The 25,126-nt window shown below is 30.5% G+C and carries 20 protein-coding genes and 2 tRNA genes; 17 read left to right on the top strand and 5 right to left on the bottom strand.

The features are described 5' to 3' along the window. Positions 1–10: 10 nt before the first annotated feature. Positions 11–1,804 carry an excinuclease ABC subunit UvrC gene (gene uvrC, locus ACZ49Z_RS07615; RefSeq protein ID WP_464307582.1) on the bottom strand — a complete coding sequence of 598 codons (1,794 nt, stop codon included), beginning with the start codon at positions 1,802–1,804 and terminating at the stop codon, positions 11–13. Positions 1,805–1,864: 60 nt separating this feature from the next. Here uvrC and ACZ49Z_RS07610 point away from each other — a divergent pair, with 60 nt between their 5' ends. The 9 genes from ACZ49Z_RS07610 to ACZ49Z_RS07570 all read left to right on the top strand — a co-directional run bounded on the left by ACZ49Z_RS07610 (position 1,865) and on the right by ACZ49Z_RS07570 (position 10,794). Continuing rightward, positions 1,865–2,836 carry a succinylglutamate desuccinylase/aspartoacylase family protein gene (locus tag ACZ49Z_RS07610; protein ID WP_464307581.1) on the top strand — a complete coding sequence of 324 codons (972 nt, stop codon included), beginning with the start codon at positions 1,865–1,867 and terminating at the stop codon, positions 2,834–2,836. Between the two features lie 59 nt (positions 2,837–2,895). Beyond that, complete coding sequence (locus tag ACZ49Z_RS07605; protein WP_464307580.1) at positions 2,896–4,140, top strand: pyridoxal-dependent decarboxylase; 1,245 nt, start codon at positions 2,896–2,898, stop codon at positions 4,138–4,140. Beyond that, positions 4,127–4,690, top strand: coding sequence for a 5-formyltetrahydrofolate cyclo-ligase (locus ACZ49Z_RS07600; RefSeq protein ID WP_464307579.1), 564 nt, complete (start codon positions 4,127–4,129; stop codon positions 4,688–4,690). The genes ACZ49Z_RS07605 and ACZ49Z_RS07600 overlap by 14 nt, the downstream gene beginning before the upstream one ends. Positions 4,691–4,739: 49 nt before the next feature. Then, positions 4,740–6,677 carry a M1 family aminopeptidase gene (locus tag ACZ49Z_RS07595; RefSeq protein ID WP_464307578.1) on the top strand — a complete coding sequence of 646 codons (1,938 nt, stop codon included), beginning with the start codon at positions 4,740–4,742 and terminating at the stop codon, positions 6,675–6,677. A 77-nt stretch (positions 6,678–6,754) separates the two neighbouring features. Further along, complete coding sequence (locus ACZ49Z_RS07590; RefSeq protein ID WP_464307577.1) at positions 6,755–8,338, top strand: site-2 protease family protein; 1,584 nt, start codon at positions 6,755–6,757, stop codon at positions 8,336–8,338. 71 nt (positions 8,339–8,409) lie between these two features. Beyond that, positions 8,410–8,483 (top strand) — tRNA-Asn (locus tag ACZ49Z_RS07585). 62 nt (positions 8,484–8,545) lie between these two features. Beyond that, positions 8,546–8,619, top strand: a tRNA-Asn gene (locus ACZ49Z_RS07580). A gap of 308 nt (positions 8,620–8,927) precedes the next feature. Continuing rightward, entirely contained in the window at positions 8,928–10,262 is a 1,335-nt protein-coding gene (locus ACZ49Z_RS07575; RefSeq protein WP_464307576.1) for an ammonium transporter, read from the top strand. Positions 10,263–10,296: 34 nt separating this feature from the next. Continuing rightward, the gene (locus tag ACZ49Z_RS07570; RefSeq protein WP_464308054.1) at positions 10,297–10,794 is read left to right on the top strand and encodes a nuclear transport factor 2 family protein; all 498 of its coding nucleotides are present in this window, start codon (positions 10,297–10,299) and stop codon (positions 10,792–10,794) included. Positions 10,795–10,881: 87 nt separating this feature from the next. Here the strand turns inward: ACZ49Z_RS07570 and ACZ49Z_RS07565 are convergent, their stop codons facing one another. Further along, positions 10,882–11,250, bottom strand: coding sequence for a helix-turn-helix domain-containing protein (locus ACZ49Z_RS07565; protein WP_464307575.1), 369 nt, complete (start codon positions 11,248–11,250; stop codon positions 10,882–10,884). A gap of 323 nt (positions 11,251–11,573) precedes the next feature. Between ACZ49Z_RS07565 and ACZ49Z_RS07560 the strand changes: the two genes are divergently transcribed. The 6 genes from ACZ49Z_RS07560 to ACZ49Z_RS07535 all read left to right on the top strand — a co-directional run bounded on the left by ACZ49Z_RS07560 (position 11,574) and on the right by ACZ49Z_RS07535 (position 16,360). Next, positions 11,574–11,744 carry a hypothetical protein gene (locus ACZ49Z_RS07560; protein WP_464307574.1) on the top strand — a complete coding sequence of 57 codons (171 nt, stop codon included), beginning with the start codon at positions 11,574–11,576 and terminating at the stop codon, positions 11,742–11,744. A 62-nt stretch (positions 11,745–11,806) separates the two neighbouring features. Continuing rightward, positions 11,807–13,414, top strand: a complete 1,608-nt coding sequence (locus tag ACZ49Z_RS07555) for a hypothetical protein (protein ID WP_464307573.1) — start codon at positions 11,807–11,809, stop codon at positions 13,412–13,414. Continuing rightward, on the top strand, positions 13,411–14,370 hold the full coding sequence (gene gwsG, locus ACZ49Z_RS07550) for a grasp-with-spasm system ATP-grasp peptide maturase (protein ID WP_464307572.1): 960 nt from the start codon (positions 13,411–13,413) through the stop codon (positions 14,368–14,370). Before ACZ49Z_RS07555 ends, gwsG begins: the two co-directional genes overlap by 4 nt. Beyond that, positions 14,354–14,533, top strand: coding sequence for a hypothetical protein (locus ACZ49Z_RS07545; RefSeq protein ID WP_464307571.1), 180 nt, complete (start codon positions 14,354–14,356; stop codon positions 14,531–14,533). The genes gwsG and ACZ49Z_RS07545 overlap by 17 nt, the downstream gene beginning before the upstream one ends. Further along, positions 14,530–15,576, top strand: a complete 1,047-nt coding sequence (gene gwsS, locus ACZ49Z_RS07540) for a grasp-with-spasm system SPASM domain peptide maturase (RefSeq protein WP_464307570.1) — start codon at positions 14,530–14,532, stop codon at positions 15,574–15,576. The genes ACZ49Z_RS07545 and gwsS overlap by 4 nt, the downstream gene beginning before the upstream one ends. 436 nt (positions 15,577–16,012) lie before the next feature. Then, positions 16,013–16,360, top strand: a complete 348-nt coding sequence (locus ACZ49Z_RS07535) for a hypothetical protein (protein ID WP_464307569.1) — start codon at positions 16,013–16,015, stop codon at positions 16,358–16,360. An 86-nt stretch (positions 16,361–16,446) separates the two neighbouring features. Here ACZ49Z_RS07535 and ACZ49Z_RS07530 read toward each other — a convergent pair whose 3' ends face one another. After that, positions 16,447–17,403, bottom strand: a complete 957-nt coding sequence (locus ACZ49Z_RS07530) for an NAD-dependent epimerase/dehydratase family protein (protein WP_464307568.1) — start codon at positions 17,401–17,403, stop codon at positions 16,447–16,449. A 153-nt stretch (positions 17,404–17,556) separates the two neighbouring features. Between ACZ49Z_RS07530 and ACZ49Z_RS07525 the strand changes: the two genes are divergently transcribed. Together ACZ49Z_RS07525 and mfd are read left to right on the top strand one after the other, a co-directional pair. Continuing rightward, positions 17,557–18,180: a hypothetical protein gene (locus tag ACZ49Z_RS07525; RefSeq protein ID WP_464307567.1), complete on the top strand. Its 624-nt coding sequence runs from the start codon at positions 17,557–17,559 to the stop codon at positions 18,178–18,180. A gap of 79 nt (positions 18,181–18,259) precedes the next feature. Continuing rightward, positions 18,260–21,568, top strand: a complete 3,309-nt coding sequence (mfd, locus tag ACZ49Z_RS07520) for a transcription-repair coupling factor (protein WP_464308053.1) — start codon at positions 18,260–18,262, stop codon at positions 21,566–21,568. Between the two features lie 1,487 nt (positions 21,569–23,055). On the opposite strand, the gene ACZ49Z_RS07515 is transcribed toward mfd, so the two are convergent. Both ACZ49Z_RS07515 and lolB1 read right to left on the bottom strand, forming a co-directional pair. Further along, the gene (locus ACZ49Z_RS07515; RefSeq protein WP_464307566.1) at positions 23,056–24,288 is read right to left on the bottom strand and encodes a murein hydrolase activator EnvC family protein; all 1,233 of its coding nucleotides are present in this window, start codon (positions 24,286–24,288) and stop codon (positions 23,056–23,058) included. Positions 24,289–24,358: 70 nt separating this feature from the next. Continuing rightward, entirely contained in the window at positions 24,359–25,123 is a 765-nt protein-coding gene (gene lolB1 / locus ACZ49Z_RS07510) for a lipoprotein insertase outer membrane protein LolB1 (RefSeq protein ID WP_464307565.1), read from the bottom strand. Positions 25,124–25,126: the final 3 nt, after the last annotated feature.

Below are 25,126 nucleotides of genomic sequence, written 5' to 3'. Positions count from 1 at the left end.
TTTTTAGATTTTACTGAATTGTCTTGTAAAAGTCGGTAATTTTTTTGGCTTTTGAAGCACCAACAACATCAGAAATTTCATTCTCAGTTGCATTTTGCAATCTTTTAACACTTTTAAAGTGTTTTAATAACGTTACCATTGTTTTTTCTCCAATTCCTGGAATAGATTCTAATGAATTTTTCAAAGCCGACTTACTTCTTTTATCTCGATGGTGTGTAATACCAAATCGGTGCGCTTCATTTCTTAATTGTTGAATAATTTTCAAGGTTTCTGATTTCTTATCGAGATATAAAGGAATTGGATCATCTGGATAAAAAAGTTCTTCTAATCGTTTTGCAATTCCAATTATTGCAATTTTGCCTCTTAATCCTAAACTTTCTAAACTCTTTAAAGCCGACGACAATTGTCCTTTACCTCCATCAATAATAATTAATTGAGGTAATGATTCGTTTTCTTCTAACAAGCGTTTATATCTTCTATACACCACCTCTTCCATCGATGCAAAATCATCAGGACCTTCAACCGTTTTTATATTAAAGTGTCGATAATCTTGCTTACTAGCTTTTCCATTTTTAAAAACCACACAAGCTGCAACAGGATTTGTTCCTTGAATATTTGAATTATCAAAACATTCAATATGCCTTGGCTCAACAGAGAGTCGTAAATCTTTTTTCATTTGAGCCATTATTCTGTTCGCATGTCTATCTGGATCTACAATTTTAATTTGCTTTAATTGATCCATTCTGTAAAATTTAGCATTTCTAACGGACAAATCTAATATTTGTTTTTTATCGCCTAATTTAGGAACAGTTACTTTCACATTCTCTCCTAAATCAAGTTCAAAAGGAACAACTATTTCTCTAGTTAATAAATGAAAACGTTCTCTTAGTTCTACAATTGCCAATTCTAGTAATTCTTCGTCTGTTTCTTCTAATTTTTTCTTTATTTCCATAGTATGAGAACGTATAATTGCTCCATGGGAAATTTGCAAAAAATTCACATAGGCCATACTTTCATCTGACACAATTGAAAAAACATCTATATTCGATATTTTAGGGTTTAAAATTGTTGAACGGGATTGATAATTTTCTAAAACTTCTATTTTTTCTTTAATTTTTTGAGCCTCTTCAAATTTCATTTCTGAAGCCAAAGTAGTCATTAAAGTTTTAAACTCTTTTAAACTCTCTTTAAAATTTCCTTTTAAGATTTCGCGGATTGCATTAACTTGTTTTTGATATTCTTCTAAAGATTCATACCCTTCACAAGGTCCTTTGCAGTTCCCTATATGATATTCTAAACACACTTTGTATTTTCCTGAATCTATATTCCCTTTAGATAAATCGTAGCTGCACGTTCGAAGAGGATATAATTCTTTTATTAAATCAAGAAGTGTATTAACGGTTTTAAAACTTGTATATGGTCCGAAATATTCTGAACCATCTTTAACCATGTTCCGAGTGGAAAAAATTCTCGAAAATGGTTCTCTCTTAATACAAATCCAAGGATAACTTTTATCATCCTTTAGAAGAACATTATAGCGCGGTTGTAATTTTTTAATTAAGTTATTCTCTAATAAAAGGGCATCAGTTTCTGTTGGAACAACGATATGTTTAATGGAAACAATCTTCTTTACTAGAACCGACGTTTTATAATTGTCGTGATTCTTAGTAAAATAGGACTGCACACGCTTCTTTAAATTTTTAGCTTTACCTACATATAATATCTTATCATCTTTGTCAAAATATTGATAAACTCCAGGGTTATCTGGCAATGTTTGTATTTGAAGTTCGAGTGGTGTTTGCATTGAACAAATTTACAAAATCCGAATTTAATTCCTATTTTTACTACTTCACAATTTAATGAGATGAAAAACAAAGCAATTGAATTACTGGGAGAACGTATCTTACCTGGACAAGGCAAAACTATCGATGTAGAAATTGCCAAACTTCATACTACTACTAAACTTAAAATACCAATAATAATTGAACGTTCCAAGATAGATGGACCCGTTGTTTTGTTTAGCGCTGGATTGCATGGCGATGAGATTAATGGTACTGAAATTGTGAGACAACTCATTATTCGAAAAATAAACAAACCGAAACGAGGCACTATAATTTGTATTCCTATTATTAATATTTTTGGATTCGTAAACCAAAGTAGGCAATTCCCCGATGGTCGCGATTTAAACAGAGTATTTCCTGGAAGTAAGACTGGTTCTTTAGCAAGCCGTTTTGCTCATTTTCTCGTAAAAGAAATAATCCCTATAATTGATTATGCTATCGATTTTCATGCTGGTGGAGCCAGTCGCTTTAATGCTGCTCAAATTCGGATTATACCAAATGACATTGAATTAAAAAAACTTGCAACGATTTTTAATGCTCCTTTCACACTCTACTCAAAGAACATTCAAGGATCTTTCAGAAATGCTTGCACAAAATTAAACGTAAAGATGCTCCTTTTTGAAGGTGGAAAATCATTAGACTTAAATACTGACATTACTAAAGAAGGAGTAGAAGGCTCAAAAAGGTTTCTTTTCTACTTAGACATGCTAAATCCTAAAAAAAACGCCAATCTAAACCCTAAAAAAACAATTTACATTGAAAAATCTAATTGGGTTAGAGCACATTTTTCAGGCATGTTTATTGGCCATGTTAAAATTGGTGATTTCGTAAACAAAGGAGATGTTCTCGCTACAATTTCAGATCCTTTTGGAAAAACAGAAAATAAAGTGAAAGCACCAAATGATGGCTATTTAATCAATATAAACGATGCTCCAATAGTTTATCAAGGAGATGCTATTTTCCATCTATCAACTCATCTAGAGCAAGAAAACTAACAAATATCATCTTTTTGTTCGTTTAGTATGCCTTAACTTTGCAAAAAATTACTAGACAAATGATATTTTGGAAAAAATTAAAACAAGAACAACTTAAAGCTAGAATTCAACAAGCACTGCAAGAGAATGTAAATTTTTCTAATGATGCTTCTTTAGGCTATCCAGCCTCTAAATTAGACGGACAAGTTTTTTATGACGATGCTCCTTTTCTAAAAGATGCTCCAACGTTACAAACATATGTCGCGAACCCTAATAACATTGGCTGCCATACATTTGGCACCTCAGAAAAAGCCTTTAGCGGAACTCAAGAAATTGAAAGAGAAGTTCTTAACGTATTAGCTGTAGATGTTTTCAAAGCAAAGGAAAATGAATTTGATGGCTACATTGCTCCTGGAGGAACGGAAGCTAACATTCAAGCTGTTTGGGTTTTCAGAAACTACTTCATGAACCATTTGAATGCTAAATCTGATGAAATAGCAATTCTTGCCTCTGAAGACACACATTACTCAATCCCCAAAGCTGCAAATTTATTACAAATTGACTGGATTAGAGTTGCAGTTAACTTCAACACTAGAGCTATTGAAATTGAAAACCTAGACAAAGTCATTTCTGAAGCCAAATCTAATGGGAAAAAATATTTTATTGCAGTAGCAAACATGGGAACTACAATGTTTGGGTCTGTAGACAATCCTAACGACTATATTAGCATTCTAGAAAAACATAATTTAGAATACAAACTGCATATTGATGGTGCCTATGGAGGATTTGTTTACCCTTTTAGCAATGAAGATTCGTCAATAAATTTCAGCAATCCAAAGATTAGTTCTATAACAATAGACGCTCATAAAATGCTACAAGCTCCATATGGAACAGGTGTTTTTATTTGCCGAAAAGGACTAATAGAAAATGTATTAACAAAAGAAGCAGAATATGTTGAAGGAATGGATTTAACACTTTGTGGGAGTCGTTCTGGAGCAAATGCTGTAGCAGTTTGGATGATTCTGTTTACCTACGGTCCTTTTGGTTGGTTTGAAAAAATTAGTATCTTACAAATGAGAACAAAATTCCTTTGTAGCGAATTAGACAAACTAGGTATTGCTTATTTTCGTGAACCAAAAATGAATATTGTTACTATTCATGCTGAAAACATTCCTCATCATTTGGCAGAAAAATACGATTTAGTACCTCAACAACATAATGAAGACAACAAATGGTATAAAATTGTATTGATGTATCATGTAGAAATAGAACATTTAACTACTTTTATAGACGAATTAAAACTGTCTATAAATGATAAAAAATGAACTAAGGAAAAAGTATAAAGCAGAAAGAGAAAAATTAACTTTTGAAGAAATTGAAGACAAAAGTCTTGCAATTGCAAATCAATTACTTAGTTTGGATATTTGGGAAAAAATATATTATCATATTTTCTTACCCATAGAAGAACAAAAAGAAGTTAATACAGAATATATACTACAGATTCTAGCAGGAAAAGACAAAGAAGTTATCGTTTCAAAATCTAATTTTGAAACGATAACTATGACACATTTCCTACTAACCGACAATACGCGTATTAAAAAAAACAACTACAACATTCCTGAACCCGTTGACGGAATAGAAGTTCCTCCAAATAAAATCGATGTTGTTTTCATTCCATTATTAGCCTACGACAATCAAGGAAATCGTGTTGGATACGGCAAAGGTTTCTATGATAATTTCTTAAGCCAATGTAATCCAGAAACCATAAAAATAGGATTGTCTTTTTTTGAACCCGAAGAATGTATTGAAGATGTTAATCAAAACGATATTAAATTAGATTTTTGTGTTACACATGAAAAAACATTCAATTTTTAGAATCGCTTTTTTTATTTATGCCATAAATTCAATACATTAGCTAAAAAAAATGAAAAAAACACTACTATCACTTTTATTAATTTCATCTTTTTTCATCTTTGCTCAAGTAGAAAATAATGATTTTGACCAAATGGTTGAAGCAGAAATGAAATCTGCTTCCTCATTAAGCACTTTTCAAGCCAATCCCAATACGTTAAATTATGACGTAACACATCAAGAATTACGATTTACGGTTAACCCTGCTGTTTTTAACATTGAAGGACAAGTTACAACTACATTTACAGCATTGGAAAACATGAATACTGTTGTTTTTGATTTTTACAAAAAAACCACCAATCCTTTTACTATTACTTCAGTAAAAAAAAATGGAACGAACCTTAGCTTTTCTCATAATAGTACCCACGAATTAGTAATAACACTCCCAACAACTTTAACAACTGGGAATAGTGCAACAATAGAAATTATATACAGCGGAGCACCTTCTACTGCCGAACAAGCATTTACTGCAGGAACACATGCAGGAACACCCATAATTTATACATTATCAGAACCCTATGGGGCAAGAGATTGGTGGCCCTGTAAACAAGACTTAAATGATAAAATTGAAAGTATCGATGTCTATATAACTGCCCCATCACAATATATTAGTGTTTCAAATGGACTAGAACAAAGTGCAAATGATAATGGAAATGGCACTAAAACAACCCACTATCATCATAGCTATCCTATACCCGCCTATTTAGTTGCAATTGCAGTTACAAACTACGAAATCTATAATCAACAAGGAGGACTAGGAACTACTGCAAGTCCATTTTTTCCAATAGTAAATTATATTTATCCAGAAACAGCAACAACAACTCAAAACAGTCTAGCGGTTACGCCAACAATAATGAATTTATTTGAAACCTTAATTGGAGACTATCCCTTTAGAAATGAAAAATATGGCCATGCTCAATTTGGATGGGGAGGCGGCATGGAACACACAACTGTTTCCTTCATGGGAGGATGGTCTAGAGGATTAATTGCTCATGAAATGGCACACCAATGGTTTGGTGATAAAATTACTTGTGGAACTTGGAAAGATATTTGGCTCAATGAAGGAATCACAGAATACATGTCTGGAATAGTTGTAGAAAACTTAGACGGTAATGCTTCATTTATAAATTGGAAAGATTTAAAAACAAGTAATATCACTTCTCAACCAACTGGAAATTTATACTTAACCGATTCTCAAATAACCGATGTAAACAGAATTTTCAGTAGTAGAATAACCTATAATAAAGGGGCTATGGTTACTAATATGATTCGTTATAAAATGGGAGATACTAATTTCTTTCAAGCGCTAAGAAACTATTTAGCTGATCCTAATTTAGCCTATAAATATGCAGTAACCCCACAGTTTCAAAGCCATCTAGAAACTGCTTCTGGATTAGACTTTACTGAATTTTTTAACGATTGGGTCTATAATGAGGGTTACCCAACCTACACAATTACTGCCCAAAACTGGGGAGCAGGTCAAGCCAAAATAACAGTTAATCAAACTCAATCCGACCCTTCCGTAAGTTATTTCGAAATGCCATTAGTAATACGCTTATTTGGAAACGGTGGACAATCGCAAGACTTTACAGTCGACAATACTGTAAATAATGAAGAATTTATTGTTAATGTACCCTTTCAAATAACGAATGTAGCGTTTGATCCCAATAAAGACATCATATCAAGGAACAACTCGGCTACTTTATCAAACGATGAATTCACTTTAGAACAAACCGTTTCAATTTATCCTAATCCGAGTGCGAATACCATTCACATTACTATTCCAAATGATATTACTTTAGAAAAAGTGGAATTTTATAATACTTTAGGGCAATTAGTACTCACTCAAAATAAGAAAGAAATAACAATCAATCACCTTTCAAACGGAATGCATATCATAAAGTTAACCACTAACAAAGGTGTGATTCATAAAAATTTTATAAAAAACTAGTACCAACTAAAAATAATGATAAAAAGTAAGGTGAAAACCTTACTTTTGTCTTTTAAATTAAAAAGCATACTTAAAAAATGATTCAATTAGCACAAATATTATTCATCCTTTCTGTATTAGTAATTCTTCATGAATTCGGACATTATTTAACTGCAAAAATGTTTAAAGTTAGAGTTGAAAAATTCTACTTATTCATGGACGCAGGTTTTTCTATTATAAAGAAAAAAATCGGAGAAACAGAATGGGGAATTGGGTGGCTTCCAATTGGAGGTTATGTAAAACTTTCAGGAATGATGGATGAAAGCATGGATAAAGAACAGCTAAAAGGAGAACCGCAACCATGGGAATTTCGTTCCAAACCAGCTTGGCAACGATTAATCATTATGCTAGGTGGTATTATCGTTAATATTCTGTTAGCATGGTTAATTTTTACTATAATGTATGTTACTGTTGGAAAAAAAATCATTTCAACTGACGAACTACAAAAAAATGGTTTAGCATTTGGGGAAATAGGTCAAAGTGTAGGGTTCAAAAATGGAGATAAGATAGTTAGCATCGATGGGAAACATCACGATGATTTTAAATTCATGAATATGGGCGTTCTTTTTGGCGATAAAGTAGAAATTGAAAGAGATGGAAAAAAAATAGAACTGCTTTTAACAGACGAACAAAAAGGAGAAATTATCAAAAAAGAAGGAAAAGGTTTTGTGCATGCAAGAGGTGCAATTTCTGATGCTTATATTGATTCTGTTACTAAAAGTACTTCGGTTTTTAAACGCTTTGACGAAATTATAGGAATGAACAACAAGCGTTTTGTTTATTTTGATGAATTCTCAGATGCAATTAAAGCTCATAAAAACGATTCTGTAACCCTACTTGTTAAAAGAAACAACCAAGAAGTAGCATTAAAAATCAAAATAGATACAACAGGTGCCAATGCCTTTAACAAGAATATTTTTTTAAGACCAAACATTAATTTAAAAAATGCTTTTGTAAGTGGTATTGAAGAAAACTCAGTTGCTGAAAAATCTGGGATTGAATTTAAAGACGAAATCATTGGTATTAACGGAATAAAAACAGAATCAGAGAAAGATTTAAAGAGACTACTTTCCGAAAATAAAGGAAAAGAGATCACAATCAACATACAAAGAAAAGGGAAAGCATTAGACCTGAAAGGTAAATTGAATCAAAAAGGTAAATTAGGAATTGGTTTTGACGAAAAAGAAGATAAAAAATATACCATTACAGAAAAACTAAGCTTTGGAGAGGCTTTCCCAGAAGCTGTGAGTCAATCTTGGGCATTATTTAAATATAACGTTCAAAGTTTAAAATTAATTGCACGTCCAAAAACCGGAGCCTATACTCAAATTCAAAGCCCTGTTGGAATTGCAAGACGATTACCAGATACTTGGAACTGGGAGTTCATTTGGAACTTTACTGCTCTTTTTTCAATTGGTTTAGCCTTCATGAATTTACTTCCTATTCCTGGATTAGATGGTGGTCATGCGCTATTTACCATTGCAGAAATGATTACTGGTCGCACTTTAAGCGATAAAGCTATGGGATATGTTCAAACTGCCGGAATGATTATCTTACTGACTTTGATGGCATTAACCTTTGGAAAAGATATTTATCAATTAGTTGCCGATAAATTTTTCTAATTTTTTTCATATTTTGTTTGTGAAAATAAATATTCGGCTTATATTTGCACCGCAATAAAGGTAAAACACCTTCCTCCTTAGCTCAGTTGGTTAGAGCATCTGACTGTTAATCAGAGGGTCCTTGGTTCGAGCCCAAGAGGGGGAGCAATTTAAAAGCCATTCTAAAGAGTGGCTTTTAATATCTTAAAATTGCAAAATATTGGTTATTCCTTCTTAGCTCAGTTGGTTAGAGCATCTGACTGTTAATCAGAGGGTCCTTGGTTCGAGCCCAAGAGAGGGAGCTAATTTTAAAAAGACTTTACAAAAATGTAAGGTCTTTTTCTTTTTGTAAAAAAACAAAAATATACTTTTCAAAAGCTTACAACCTTTCTTGAATCAAGTCCACTTTCTTTTACTACTTATTTTAGGAATTAACGCAACAATATTCAAAAAACAATATCTCAAAAAACAATATCACTTTTTTAGAACTCTTCATTTTAAAAGATTAATTTTCATTTTATAACAAAAATACACCCTAGACTACTGTTTTTCAAAAGATTAATTCTATTAAATTCTATTTTTATAACCAATAACCTTAAAACTTATACTTATGAAAATTGAAAAAAGATGGATCGTTTCTTTTGTATTAATCACAACAATAGCATTAGTAAGTTTGTTTTGGAAAAGCACAAATGATCTTGAAAATGATTTTTTACCCAGCGAAACCACAAATTATGCAGACATTGCTTGGTTATTAACCTCATCTTCTTTTGTATTATTAATGACTCCTGGATTGTCTTTTTTCTATGGAGGAATGGTAGGAAAGAAAAATGTTATTTCTACAATGCTACAAAGTTTTATCTCTTTAGGCATTGTTTCTTTACTATGGGTCATTGTTGGCTTTAGCTTATCCTTTGGATCATCTATTGGTGTTGAAATAAACGGAGTCGCTTATGGCTTGTTTGGCAATCCTTTTGATTTTATGTTCTTCAATAATGTTTCAACGCTACCTCATAAATATATTGGGAACACCATTCCTTTTATCCTTTTTGCGCTTTTTCAAATGAAATTTGCAGTAATAACTCCAGCCATTATTACAGGATCCTTTGCAGAAAGAGTGCGCTTCATCTCCTACCTCCTATTCATCTGTCTTTTTACGCTCTTCATTTATGCTCCACTTTGCCACATGGTTTGGCACCCTAATGGGCTTTTAGGGGCTTATTTTGGCATTAAAGACTTTGCCGGCGGAACTGTTGTGCACATGAGTGCCGGATTTGCTGCTTTGGCTGGGGTAATGGTTCTTGGGAAAAGAAAAGACAAAGATCATATTCCTACTAATATTCCTTTTGTAATATTAGGCACCGGAATGCTTTGGTTTGGCTGGTTTGGCTTTAATGCTGGTTCTGCAATGGCCGCTAATAGTACCGCAGCAATGGCATTTGCAACCACTACAATTGCTTCTGCTTCTGCCATGATGACTTGGATTTTCTTTGATAGAATAAACGGCAGAAAGGTCTCTGCCTTAGGAGCCTGTATTGGAGCTGTTGTTGGCTTGGTGGTTATTACTCCCGCAGCAGGCTTCATTTCCATTCCTAAAAGTATTTTCTTTGGTTTTATTGCGGCAATTGTTTCCAACATTGTTCTAAACTGGAAAAAATTAAAAACAATAGACGACACATTAGATGTCTTTGCTTGTCATGGTGTTGGAGGCATTATGGGAATGTTACTCACAGCACTATTTGCCGAAGGAGAAAACGCAAGTCTATTACATGGTGGATGGAGCGTTTTTTTACATCATATGATCGCTTTAGTTCTAGTCGCTGTATTTACTTTTTTTGGTGCATTAATTCTCTATAAAATTACCAACAAAATCATTCCCTTAAGAGTATCATCTGACTCCGAAAGCATTGGATTAGATTTGTCGCAACATGATGAAAAATTATAATATCTTTACACATCATTCTTTTAAACACATCATTATGACTCGATATTATTCTATTTTGTTATTATTTCTATTTTTAAATTGCACTACTAATAAAGAAGTAGCAGCCCCTTCTAAAATAGAAATAAACACTTTACTAGATCAATGGCATAAAAATGCTGCAGAGACAAATTTTAAAGGCTATTTTGATGCAATGGCCGATGAATCCATCTTTATTGGTACCGATGCAACAGAAAACTGGAACAAGAAAGCATTCATGGCTTTTGCAAAACCCTATTTCGACAAAGGAAAAGCATGGAATTTTACCGCACTAGAAAGAAATGTTTATTTCTCTTCTGATGGCAAAATGGCTTGGTTTGATGAATTATTGAACACCCAAATGAAAATTTGCAGAGGCAGTGGTGTTTTAATAAAAGAAAATGAGACTTGGAAGATCAAACACTATGTCTTGTCTATGACCATACCCAATGACAACACAGCCGAAGTTATTAAAATTAAAACTCCTATTGAAGAGGCGTTGATAGAAAAGTTTTAAACAACAATAAAACACAAAAAATAGTTCTCATTTAATAGTCCAAATGAGAACTGTTTTTTTCTAAAACCGAATAATAGTAACTTGTTTTTATTCTTTATTTTTTAATTGTTCCTTTAACTTTTCATTTTCTTCCTCTAATCTTTTATTCTCTTTCTTAATTAACTCTAAATGCTCTAAAACAAAATCCGGAACATTAAAATAATGAATTGTTCCCGAATTGTTTACTGAACTATTCCCTTTGTTTTTATACGTAATATTAGGCTCATTTTCTTCATAGATTTCTTCCACATCACAATTTAAAAAATCGGCAATTTTTTGCCATTCCTTTGGCGTAATTTTTACTTCTCCATTTTCTTTCCTACTATAGTTTGAAGTATCTGTTGCTATATGTCTAGCAATTTCTTCTTGAGTAAATCCTTTTTTCTTACGAACAGTTTTTAATTTCTCCTTAATCATGTTGTATTACTTTATACAAAAGTGCAAAAAAATAAATGATGTACATAATAATTGCAAAATAATCGCAATATGAATCTTCCCTTTTTTAAAAAATAGTAACGACATTCGTCATAGAAATAATAGGAAAGATATAAAAACTAGAATCAACCTTAAACTTTAACAATTTTTACAGATTTTCTGTATTTAGTAAAGTGAAGTTTTTACTTACATTTACGAATGCATTATTCTGATTATAAAAAAATTAAAAATATTGTTGCAACGATAGTCAAAAACTACAATTGACTTTAAATGCTTGTAGTAGTATAATAAATAAATTTACAATTATGAAATTAGAAAGTTTAAAATCTGAAAAATTCAGAAAATTAGAAAGCAATGAATTAGGCAAAATTAATGGTGGAAACAATATTAATTTGGCTCAAGACACAGGCACTGGTGTTACCGTTACTTGGACAGTAGCAGAAAGAAGGACTGATGACATTTGTAGTGACTGTTAATTAAAAATGTTTTAATTTAAAGAGGTTGTGAATTGCAACCTCTTTTACTAGATATAAAAATTATGAAAAAAAACATATTAGTAGTATTACTATTGGTTGCAAGTTATACTATTGCCCAAAACGCTGAAAAGATAAACTTTAGATATAGTTATGATGGCAAATTGGTAACAGCTGTGGCTACTATTCCCTATGATTTTTTATTTAAAGGTGTCGAAAAATCCAGTTTTACAAATAAAAAACCATATTTAAAAACTCAAAGCAAAGCAAAAGACAAGTATCTGTTTAGCCAAGTAAATAGCGAAAAAAAAGAGTATATCGATTTTTTTATTACTACTGCTAATTTTAAGGAAAATAGTTTTTATAAAAAAAATAATTTGCAATTATTCTATCAGCATCAAACCAAAGAAGATTCTGTAAAAGGATATAGCGTTTCATATCACTACAAAAAAAATAAAACAAACGAGTTGTTTTTTGAAATAAACAATCACGAATATTTACGATTAGTAACTAATGACACTTCTTTATTTAAAAATATAAAAGACAGATTATTTGTAGGGTTTGAAAAATTTTTATTAACAAATAAAACGCAACCCTATCTGTTTTTAAAAGTTCTCGATAAGTTTTTATACAAAGACTATTATGCACAAGTCGATTTAATAAAAACTTTTGATAAAAATGTATATTCTAATGAATCCCTTTATGGTTCCATTTTGGTAAGTTTACACACAAATAATGGGGCTTTCGATGATATCAAACATTTTGTAAAACCTTATAAAAGAAGAGAGATTGATACTACCCTCTTAAGAGATTTAGATGCTTATTTAGATGCATTGCCTAAAGATTTAGATGCCGTAATGTTTAACGAGTTTCATACTTTTCCACACACCAGATACAATTTCATGTATGTTCTGAAAAATTTAAAAGAAAAAGGCTATAATTACCTAGCGCTAGAAGCACTTACACCTCCAGAAGAAGAAGGTAGTGTATTTGTTGCTCCAGAAAACATATCGGGTTATTATGTAGAAGAGCCTACTTGTTCTTTAATGATTAACTATGCCATTAGTCTAGGATTTAAAATTGTGGCTTATGAAGAAGCAGAACAATGTGCTAATGCAAAAAATGAAGGAATGATAGGAGTTGGTAATTGCCGCGATAGCATACAAGCTTTAAATATTGCTAAAATTTATCAACAAGATAAAAAGGCAAAAGTAGTTGTTTTTGGAGGTCACGCACACATAGAAAAAAAAGAACGATTTGACTGGAAATTTATGCGGGTAAGGCTTCAGGAACTATATCCTGAAAAGAAATTCTTTTCAGTAGACCAAACAAAAATCATAAATATTAATTTATATGAAAATGAAATTAACAATAACCAACCCTTAATTTATGATGAAGACGACGGACAATTTGATGCTAGAATAGTAAGTCCCTATTATGAAAAATATTATGAATGGTATTATAAGCCTAATGCTTTTATGAATCATAAAATTACCTTACCGAGAGAGAAAGAATTTTACAGTGTAGAAGTTATCCCTATCTATACTAATAAAGAAATATATTTTCCCATATTCAAATGTAAGAAAGAAGATTTACAAGGCTATGAAATTTACATACCAGAAAATATTCCGTATAAAATAATTTATAAGGATAAAAACAATAAACGAGTATGATTATTTTACTAACATTAGGTTATGAAAGAACTTCAGACGAAATTGTAGATTATTTTTTATTTCATAAAAAGGATTTTATACGTATTAATTGTGATAATTTAAAGGATAGTGATTTTTTTTCATTTAGATATAAATTAAATGAAAATGCTACTACAATGAAGATTGATAATGTTGAAATTAATTTAGATGCAAAGAAAGTGATTTGGAATAGGAGAATATCAAAAAGAACAAATATTGATCGATTTATAGATAAAAAATTTGATTTTGATAATCTAAGGCTCTTTTCACATTTTGTTTTTAAAGAATGGGAGGCCTTTCTTAAAATTTTTGTAAATAGTTTGTCAAAAAATACATTTTGGTTTGACTATCCTTTTGTAAAAGAAGATAAAATAGACGTTTTATTACTCGCCAAAAATAATGGATTAACAATTCCAGAAACTATTATCTCAAATTCCCATGCTGAAATAAATAGCAATTATATCACTAAACCGTTATCTCAAACTGTAGGCTTTAAACATGGAAATATGTTTTACTCTACCTACACAACAATCGTAAAGAAAGTAAAACATAAATTTTTACCTTCTTTGTTTCAAAAAAAAATTGACAAAAGGTATGAAATAAGAACATTTTATTTAGATGGTGAATGTTATAGTATGGCTATTTTTTCTCAAAGTGATAAACAAACGGCTGTAGATTTTAGACAATATAATTATAAAAAACCTAATAGAACTGTTCCTTATAAATTACCAAATGATGTTGAAGATAGTTTAAGGGGATTAATGAAAGACATGAATTTAAAAACGGGTTCTATTGATATTATTAAAGGGAAAGATGACAAATACTATTTTTTAGAAGTTAATCCTGTTGGACAATTTGGTATGACATCTAAACCTTGTAATTATAATTTAGAAAAAAAAGTTTTTGAAAAATTAATTGAATATGAACAAAATTTTTAAAAATATCATTTCTCCATTAACATTACTTTTAACTAAAGGAGAAAGTTTTGAAGAGAAAAAATTGAGTGCTGAGATTTATATTGCAAAAGGATCAAAAAAAACAGGCAGCACAGAAATGGTTGTTATACCTCACTATAAACCAATTGTAAAATTTGAATTATGACCTATAAACTTTTCGCAAATTGTATTCCTGTAAAAGGATCAAGTAAAAGTATCATAATGGATATTCAAAGGAATAACTATAAAAACATTCCAAATTCTTTATTTGAAATCTTATCTCAAAATGAAATTTTAGATTTTGAAAAGTTGAAAATTGAATTTAATAATACCAATATTATAAATGAATATAAAAATTTTCTAATCAAAAATGAATTTTTATTTGAATGTTCAATTAATGAAGTCCAAAAATTTCCTAGAATAGCTACTACATTTGAAAAACCATACAAAATCACTAATGCAGTTATAGAATACTCTGAAATAGTATTCTATAACTTAACTAAAATAAAAGAGAGCTTCGATAAATTAGGAATTCAAGATTGTTTTTTAATATTCTATGAAAGTAAAAAAGAAGAACTATTACGTTTTTTAGAAGAATTCAACGAAAGTAGATTAATGTCAATTCAACTTTTAAATGAATATGACAATAATATTGATTTTATAAAAATTAGAAAAAAATACCAGCGACTAAGTAAAGTTATTCTACATTCCTCTCCAAAAACTAATAGTAAAGATTTTATTACCTATACAACAACTAAGATAAAAAACATCAATTTTTGCGGTGCAATTAATGGATATTTTGTTGCAAATATTGACGTTTATTTAGAATCCCTAAACCACAACTCCTGCTTAAACAAAAAAATCGCTATAGACAAAGACGGAAACATTAAAAACTGCCCCTCTATGGTGCAAAGTTTTGGCAACATTAAAGACACCACATTAGAAGAAGCCTTGCAGCAGAGGGATTTTAAAAAATATTGGAACATTACCAAAGACCAAATAGAGGTTTGCAAAGATTGTGAATTCCGTTATATGTGCACCGATTGTCGTGCCTATATTGAAGACCCAGAAAACCAATATTCCAAACCTTTAAAATGTGGCTACAGTCCCTATACCAACGAATGGGAAGAATGGAGCACTAACCCATTAAAACAAAAAGCAATCGATTATTATGGTATGCAAGATTTAGTTCAAACAAAAAACGGATAAATAACTTTATTTTACAATCCCAATTTTTCTTTCTACTAATCAATTATGACTTATTATGTGGTTAATTATGCTTATTATAAATCTAATTGGGTTTAATACTAACATAATTCTACTTAATACAAATTAAATGTTACTTCTAGTAAATTAAGTTTTGTTTAAGCTTAATTAAATTATGCTTATTATGAATCTAGTTTGGCTTATTATGAATTTAATCTCATTTAATGCTAATTAATATTTGTTTAATAGTTACTTAATTGGGTTTAATGCTCATTAAATTGGACTTATTGCTTTCAAATTAAGACAACAAGAAAATGTGCTTTTTGTAATAAAAAAGTAGCTAACAATGCTTTTTTGTAGATTTTTACTTCAATTTGGCACATAATTTGTTTTATCATTTTTAACGAATAAAATAAATAATAATTAAAAATTGAAAATCATGGCAAGAAGAAAATTGACCAGAGTATTAGATCTTGAGAAGGCAAATACTCGTTTAGCAGCTGTAAAAAGTATTAGCAGCACATTAGATTTAGGGAACGATATTACAGTTCCAAATTATGAAGCAGCAATTACTGCTCTTTCAACAAAACTAAGTGTTTACAATACTGCCTTAAGTACAATTGATGATTTATACAATGAATGTATTAGTCAAATTGAAATGATAAAAGATTGGAACGAACGCATCTTAACTGGAGTAGCCACAAAATATGGAAAAAACAGCTCGCAATATGAAATGGCAGGAGGAAAGAAAAAAAGCGAACGAAAAAAACCAACTCCTAAGAAATAAGAAAAACAAATAACAAAAAAAACCACATCTAAAAAATGTGGTTTTTCTAGTTATCAACTATTTTAAAAACAATCGTGTACTAATCATTAAGTATTATAAACGTGTTTCTTTAAATTTTCAAACATAGCTACCGTCATGTTTTCCATTTCATAATCATTTTTCCAATTCCAATCTTCTCTTGCAAAAGTATCGTCTATACTTGCTGGCCAACTGTCTGCTATTTTTTGTCTAAAGTCTGGATTGTAGTCAATGGTAAAATTAGGATAGTGTTTTTTAATTTCTTCTGCAATCTCTTTTGGTGTAAAACTCATTGCCGATAAATTATATGAAGAACGTATTTTTATCTGCTCTTCTGGTGCTTGCATAATACCAATGGTTGCTTTTATTGCATCGTCCATATACATCATTGGTAAGCCTGTGTTCTCAGATAAAAAGCTAGTAAATTTTCCTTCTGTGATGGCTTTGTGGTAAATATCAACTGCATAATCGGTAGTTCCACCTCCTGGCTCTGTACTCCAGCTTATCAGCCCAGGATAACGAATACTTCTAACATCTACACCATATTGTTTATTATAATATTCACACCATCTTTCTCCTGCTTGTTTAGAAATTCCATACACTGTTGTTGGCTCCATGATGGTATATTGAGGAGTATTTTGCGAAGGTGTTGTTGGTCCAAAAACAGCAATACTTGAAGGCCAAAATATTTTTTTTATTTTTCCTGCCTTTGCTAAATTTAACACATGAAAAAGGGAATTCATATTTAAGTCCCACGCAAAAGCAGGATTCTTTTCTGCTGTTGCAGATAAAAGTGCAGCCATTAAATAAACATCTGTAATCTTATATTTTTCAAGCAAATGCTCAATTTGATTATAATCTAATGCATTAACAACTTCAAATATTCCATCATTTACAACATCATTTTCTAATTTTCTAATATCAGAAGCTACTACATTTTCTACTCCGTAAGTTGCTCTTAATTTAGCGGTTAGTTCGGTTCCTATTTGCCCACAAGCACCGATAATTAAAACTTTTGTATCCATTTTACTAGGTGTAATTAATACGCAAATATAATGCTTTCAGCTGCATCATTTAATGATTTTTTAAGTTTTATTTTACTATCAAATGTTAAGAAAACACATAAATAATCTAACTTTCAATAAACATTATTACTTTTGCTAGAATAAGTTATCAAAATGAAATATTTAATTCCTATATTTTTTCTGTTCCTAACATTATTGTCTTGCGAAGACAATGAAAAACAGAACGAAGAATCTGTTAAAATAGCACAAAAAAACGAGATTATTTTTAAGGCAATCTCAAAAAAATGGCAATTTACATTTCCCGATTCCAAGCCCGAAGTAAAAACAACTATTGCAGATTGGAACGAATGGCAACAAATTAAACGAGAATTAGAAGAAAAACCAAAAACATCTCTATTAGCTTTTCAACTAAAAGTTAAGAATGTATCTAAAAGATCAGATAGTTTAAGTTTAACTGTACCCGAAGCTTTCAATATTCCACAAGTAAGAAGCAGACTTGTTACACTAAACACCAAAATTAAATCGCTGGATACTTATATTCATCTTGAAGATATTCCCCAAAAAAAAATAATTTCATTAATTAGTGAAATCAACGAAGAAATAAAAGGTGTCTATAACCAAATGGATGAAGTTGTAATTAAAAAAGCTATCCCAAAAGAAATTGGTGAAGAAATTATGATTCGTGCGTTAGACACAACTCGTTTGGCAAGAAAAAAACTTCAGGACGAAATTATAGAAAATAAAGATCAACAAAAAGCTGAAGAAAAGAAAGAATAACTTTTATTTCTTCAGGTTCAAATTACACAATAACTTGAAAGCTTCCGAAATAGTAAAAAAATACGAGCAACAACCAAAGATCGCTCAAATTAGTGAATACATTAATAATCGAAAAAAAATAAATATTTCTGGACTTATTGGGTCTTCGCTATCGTTTGTTACTGATTCACTTTTTAAAAAAAACGAACTTCCATTCTTGCTTCTCTTTAATGATAAAGAAGAAGCTGCATACTATTTAAACGATTTAGAACAATTAATTAACGACCAAGATGTTTTGTTCTATCCTGGGTCTTACAGAAGACCCTATCAAATTGAAGAAACAGATAATGCAAATATTCTTTTAAGAGCAGAAGTTCTAAATCGAATTAATTCAAGAAAGAAACCTGCAATCATTGTTTCCTATATCGATGCTATTTTTGAAAAAGTTGTAACACGAAGAGAGCTCGAAAAAAACACATTAAAGTTAAGTGTTAACGACAAAGTTTCTATAGATTTTATTAATGAAACCCTTTTTGAATATAACTTTAAAAGAGCCGATTTTGTAACTGAACCTGGTGAGTTCTCTGTTCGTGGCGGTATTGTTGATGTTTTTTCTTTTTCCAACGACCATCCTTATCGAATTGAATTTTTCGGTAATGAAGTAGATAGTATTCGCACATTCGATGTAGAAACACAACTTTCTGTTGAAAAACTAAAAAAAATAAGCATTATCCCTAATGTAGAAAACAAACTCCTAGAAGAAAATAGGGAAAGTTTTTTAGATTATATCAATGAGAGAACTGTTCTTTTCATTCAAAACACGGAACTTTTAGGAACCCAATTAGATAAACTATTTGAAAAAGCAAATGAAGCTTTTGGCAAACTTTCTCCAGACATTAAACATGCAACACCCGAAGAACTTTTTGTCAATCAAAAACAATTTTTAAAAAAAGCATTAGATTTTTCGGTTGTTGAGCTACACAATAAACCCGTTTTTAAAATGGAGAAGGCATTTGAATTTCATATTCAACCGCAACCTTCTTTTAACAAACAATTCGACCTACTTTTAAATAACTTGGGAGATAATCATTTCAACAACATCACCAATTATTTATTCTGTTCCAATGAAAATCAAGCAGAACGTTTTCATGATATCTTCGAAGACATTGATTCTGAAAAACATGAAAGTACAAGAAAACAATACAAAACACTAGTCTTTCCGCTTTTTCAAGGTTTCATAGATGAAGAACTTCAAATAGCATGCTATACCGATCATCAAATTTTTGAACGCTACCATAAATTTAGTATTAAAAATGGGTATTCAAAAAAGCAAACTATAACTTTAAAAGAACTCACTTCGCTGTCTGTAGGCGATTATGTTACCCACATTGATCATGGAATTGGAAAATTTGGCGGTTTGCAGAAGATTGATGTGGAAGGAAAAAAACAAGAAGCGATAAAACTTGTCTATGCAGACAATGACATTGTTTATGTTAGCATTCACTCTTTACATAAAATTTCAAAATACAATGGTAAAGACGGTACTCCTCCTAAAATTTACAAACTGGGTAGTAACGCTTGGAAAGTCTTAAAACAGAAAACAAAAGCAAGAGTTAAACACATAGCTTTCAACCTAATTCAGCTCTATGCAAAACGTCGATTAGAAAAAGGGCATGCATGTGCTCCAGACAGCTATTTACAAAAAGAATTGGAAAGTTCCTTTATTTATGAAGATACTCCAGATCAAATTACTGCAACTCACGACGTAAAATTAGACATGGAAAGTGAGAGACCTATGGATAGGTTAGTCTGTGGAGATGTTGGTTTTGGTAAAACAGAAGTGGCTATTAGAGCTGCTTTCAAAGCTGTTGATAATAACAAACAAGTTGCTGTTTTGGTCCCTACAACAATTTTAGCCTATCAACATTACAGAACTTTTTCTGAACGTCTAAAAGAAATGCCTGTAACGGTTAGCTATCTTAATCGGTTTAGATCGGCTAAAGAGAAAAAGGAGACATTAGAACAACTAGAATCTGGAAAATTAGACATTGTTATTGGAACACACCAATTGGTTAATAAGAATGTAAAATTTAAAGACTTAGGATTATTAATTATTGATGAAGAGCAAAAATTTGGTGTCAATGTAAAAGATAAATTAAAAACCATCTCAGAAACGGTTGATACTTTAACTTTAACAGCAACTCCAATTCCTAGAACGCTTCAATTTTCTTTAATGGCAGCGAGAGATTTATCGGTAATAACCACTCCTCCACCCAATCGCTACCCAATTGAGACAAATGTGGTGAGTTTTAATGAAGAAACCATTCGTGATGCCATTTCCTATGAAATTGAACGTGGCGGACAAGTTTTCTTCATTAACAACAGAATTGAAAACATAAAAGAAGTTGCTGGAATGATTCAACGATTAATACCTCATGCTAAAGTAGGTATTGGACATGGTCAAATGGATGGAAAAAAACTAGAAGAGTTAATGCTCTCTTTCATTGAAGGTGAGTTTGATGTTCTTGTTGCCACAACAATTATTGAAAGCGGATTAGATGTTCCAAATGCAAATACTATTTTCATTAACAATGCCAACAACTTTGGCTTGTCTGATTTGCACCAAATGCGAGGGCGCGTAGGACGAAGCAACAAGAAAGCTTTTTGCTATTTTATTACTCCTCCATACTCTGCCATGACAGAAGATGCTAGAAAACGTATTCAAGCGTTAGAGCAATTTAGCGAACTTGGAAGTGGTTTTAATATTGCCATGAAAGATTTAGAAATCCGTGGTGCAGGAGATTTATTAGGTGGTGAACAAAGTGGTTTCATTAATGAAATTGGTTTTGATACTTATCAAAAAATAATGAATGAAGCAATTGAAGAGCTTAAAGAAAATGAGTTTGCAGATTTATATGTAGAAGAAAACAACATTGAAACTAAAGAATTTGTAAAAGATATTCAAATAGATACCGATTTTGAAATACTTTTCCCAGATGAATACATCAACAATATTACAGAACGTTTAAACCTCTATAACGAATTAAACCTTATAAAAGACGAAACCAAATTAGAAGCTTTTGAACAAAAATTGATAGATCGTTTTGGAGCGCTTCCAAAACCTGCTATAGCACTTTTAAACAGTGTTCGTTTAAAATGGAAAGCTTCTGCTCTTGGTCTTGAAAAAGTACTTATTAAACAAGGAAAAATGATTGGTTATTTTATTAGTGATCAACAAAGTAATTTCTACCAAAGTAATCGTTTTATGAAAGTGGTACAATTTGTTCAACAAAACGGAAACATTTGTAAAATGAAAGAAAAACAAACTAAAAACGGGTTACGATTACTTTTAACATTTGACAATGTAAAAACAATACATAAAGCTCTTGATTTGATTTCTAAGATATAGAATTAAAAAGGTCGAAGTTCTCACTTCGACCCTTAAACCTTTTCTTGAGTAGAAAAAATTACTGCTATTAACCGAGACAAATATAAGGCAGATTATTCTAAAGTTAAATACAACAAAATTGCCGAATTTGTTAAAATTATTTTGTTCCTATAATTTTTCATAAAAAAAGGACAATATTCCTACTGCCCTTTTTTTTTACTTTACCTTATTAACTAATTTGGATAATATACCCTTATTAACCAATGCAAAACTACTTAATATCCATTATAAATTAAATACAGAATAAATGCCTATTTTGTTAAACTTGTCAAAGCATTAATCCTGAAAGATAATAGAAAAAATAATGGGCGCATCTATTGTATTCTGAAAGATTAAGATTATGTTGTTTATGTACAACATTTTATTTTTCCTTGGTTTTAATAGCATAAAAAAAGGCCGAAGAGAACACTTCGACCTTTAAACTTTTTCTTGAGTAGAAAAAATTACTGCTATTAACCGAGACAAAGATATGGAATGATTATGTTAAACTGGTTACAGAAAAAATGCCGAATTTGTTAAATGTTTAAAATTGGATTTTTAAATTTATTCACACAAAAAAAGGTCGGTATGAGAAAACGACCTTTTGATTTTACCCTTCCCTTTTGAGGAAAAAATTTACTACTATTAACTAACACCAAAGATAAGTAGTATTTCTATATAAATAAATACAACATATCTGCCTTTCTTGTTAAACTTTTTAGTATAAATTATTTAATACCTTTATCAATTGAATTTAGTGGAATAATACACTCTTTTTTCCTCGTTATTTCAATATAAAATAAAAATGTAGCGATGCTATGCTTTAATTTACTATTTTATGTGTAGATAATTATTTGTTTTTAATTGGTCATATGGAATCGCATATTTTCATTGGTGTTTGCAAGCAAACGCTTTTCTTATGGCAATTTCATTTCAAGAAAAAAAAATCATTTTCTTTTACAGTAAATTCAAATCTCAAATGGTATTGTTTAATTTAAAAAAAAAGGCCGAAGTGAACACCTCGACCTTTAAACTTTTTCTTGAGTAGAAAAAATTACTGCTATTAACCGAGACAAATATAAGGCAGATTATTCTAAAGTTAAATACAACATAATTGCCGAATTTGTTAAAACTTATCTTTCTTACTATTCAAACTCCATAAAATACTGAGATACTATAATCCTAGATTATGCATTAGACTTTGTTATGATAGAAATGAACACAAAATAGTTGCGAAGCAAAAAAAATTGAACTCAACCTTTTTTAAATTTCTAATTTTTAAATTGATTTTCAAAAAAAGGTAACAAAACATAATGTACAAAAAAAGGTCGAAATGAGATGTTCGACCTTTCTTAATTTTCACCCTTTCCTGTTATGGAAAAAATTTACTGCTATTAACTATTTCAAAGATAAACAATTATATGTTAACTTGTATGCGTGAATACTACCTTTTTTGTTAAATTTTTTATCTACATATTTGATAACCAGATTTCTGGGTTCAGTGTGTTTGCATTTTGAGAAACCATAAACTTTAAAATAGCCTTCCCAGATGGATCTGTCTGAATTCTACCAAGATTTTGCTTTCTTGTTACTTTATCTCCCTCTTTAACGTTTACGCTCTCTAAGTTTTGATAAATTGTTATAAAATCACCATGTTGAATTAATACTACTTTTTTATTACTCCCTTTTATTAATTGTATCTGTAACACTTCACCATCAAAAACAGCTCTTGCAATGGCACCAGGCTCTGTTGCTATCTCCACACCACTATTATGTACTGTTAAATTACTATGAACAGGATGTGGTTGGTCTCCATATTTCAAATAAACATATCCTTTTTCTACTGGCCAAGGCAATTTTCCTTTATTAGTTTTAAAATTGTCTGAAACCAATTTCGCTTCTGGTGTTAAATCAAATTTTGAAGACGACCCTGACGATTTTGTTCCTGTTTTTACTGCATTTTTCTTATTTGCTTCTGCAATTGCATCTGCAATTATTTTTTTGATTTGTCTGTCAATTTCTTTTCGTTCTTTCTCTTTCTTATCAATTTCAGCAGCATATTTCTTTTTGTTTTTCTGAAATTCTTTTGCTAATTGTTCTTGTTCTTTTTTTTGATTTTCTAATTCTATTTTTTCTGCTTTATTTTCTTCTAGTGCTTTTTCTTTGCTTTTCTTACTTGCTTCTTGCTTAACTTTTGCTTGTGCAAGTTTGTCTTGTTTTTCTGCAATTTCATCTCCTTGCATTTTTCTAAAACTTGCATATTGCTTCATATACTGAATACGCTTATAGGCTTGTAAAAAATTCTGAGAAGACAAGACAAACATTACTCTACTTTGATCATTTCTGCTTTTGTATGATTTTACAATCATCTTTGCATAATCTTCTTTGAGTACTTTTAATTCCCTATTTAGTTTGTTAATCTCTAATTGTTTTAAATATATATCATCTTCCAACAAACGCATTTGTTTAGAAGTTGTACTTATTAACTTTTCACTTAATCTAATTCTTGCTTTTTGTTCCGCAATTTGGCTAAGAACCGATTTTTCTTTACTCTTTTCACTTTGCAACAAGGCTTTAAAAGCTGCAATTTCTTTATTAATTTGCTCTTTTCGTGCTTCTAATTTTTCTTGCTCTGAAGAAGTTTGTGCAAACATCATGCTCGATAATAAAAGTGAACAGATAAAAAGGAATATGCGATTCATTATTGTTTTTTTTTTACAAAGATAATTTTTGTTTTGATTTATTTGATTTAGAAGTCGTATAAACACTTACTTATTCTACTTTGATACTGTCATATCCACTTGGAATTGAAAACGAAAAATTTAAATCCTCATTAAATGTCACTGATTTATAGAATAAGTCAATAAATATTTGAGTATCCTGAATTGCTTTTATATTAATTTCGTCGGGTAAAAAAACAGCATCATGCTTTATGTGTGTAGGATAAGCAATCTCTAACTTTCTATTTTTATCTGTTTGATTAATACTTTCTCTCTTTAGTAAAAAATTTGCGGCTTCAAAATAAAATTCTTTTTCTGTTGTGGTCTTCTTTTTAGATACTAGTTTATACAAGCCTTCTTCTATAGAGGTTGTATAATTTTGCTTTGTTAAGTCATCTATTGCATCTCCTAAAAACAAATTCTGCACTTTTTGAAAATCTAAATCTGTTCCTAACCAATTACTTAATAAAGTGAAATCCCCTTCAAAATAAGTATTGTTTATTTTTTCATAATAACTCACTTTATCTGGAGTAATTAAAGCTTTTGCAATGGGTAATCCAAAAACCTTCACATTAATCCAAATAATTTCATCTTTTTTTATACGAATGTCTGCATTGATAGAGTGTGATTGTTTTTCATCTTTATATTTTGCATTAGCCCTAATATTAACTGTTGAGAAATCTTTCAGATTTTTATAGTGCCCTTGAATCACTTTAATTGTTGCTAGCTCTTTATTTGCACTTGCTTCTCCAACTGATTTCTTTGTTTTACAAGCACACAAAAGTGCAACTAATAAAATAGGGAAGATTTTATTCATTAT

The sequence above is a fragment of the Flavobacterium sp. KY-23415 genome (assembly GCF_055384985.1).
This window is presented reverse-complemented; position numbering and strand designations above follow the sequence as displayed.